The 696-nt window shown below is 43.1% G+C and carries 1 protein-coding gene; it reads right to left on the bottom strand.

Annotation, left to right across the window (positions count from 1 at the left end; translation table 11 throughout):
• A partial coding sequence (locus MoGM_RS04505; protein WP_146078643.1) for a hypothetical protein occupies nt 1-609 on the bottom strand: 609 nt, incomplete at its 3' end.
• Between the last annotated feature and the right edge of the window lie 87 nt (nt 610-696).

A 696-nucleotide genomic window follows, 5' to 3' on the forward strand; every position in this document is an offset into this window, starting at 1 on the left:
TGCGTTTGACAGTGAAGTAAGAGTATCTGTTCCACCGAACCAAATCGCAGGTTTATTATCCTCGTCCATCATTTGATATGATTCGGAGAAAGAACCTTGGGTCGCAGTCAATACCGGAGCCTCGTTATTACCGAACATAGAAGCGATACCGTCACCATTCTCATTCGTTTCCATTACTTTCTGCTCTGCACCGGTACCGATTGTCCACCGAACAGAAACAGGAGTTTCTGTATCTTGACTACGAACTAAAGCCGGGTATGTAACGTCTTTTAATGCGGGAGTGTACATGAAGACACGACTATACCATCCTTCAGACTCTATTCCAGCATACATTGCGCCAGTGGGAGGAGCGTATGCAACAAGCGCCAAAGGAGATTCTCCCGCACGAGTCATTTTATTAGCATTCATTCTTTTCATGGCACCGGCTTTTGTCATCGTTTCCGAACAAGCCAAGTCTGATGTTGTCTGTGTCTGAACAGCTGTAAACTTCATGGTCTCAGGCACCATTTCACTACTCTGAGGCAACTTAGCCCCAATAGTCCTTACATTCTGTGCATTAATAGCAAGAGCGCAAGAACAAAGAGCCAACATAAGTAAATTCTTTTTCATCTTGTCAAAATTTAGTGATTAATTAAATGTCTATCTTATTCTATCGAGTTGCAGACAGTTCAAGCCAATCTTCCGAATTATCGACAG

Origin of the sequence: Prevotella sp. MGM1 (assembly GCF_002933775.1) — a bacterium.
GTDB lineage: Bacteria > Bacteroidota > Bacteroidia > Bacteroidales > Bacteroidaceae > Prevotella.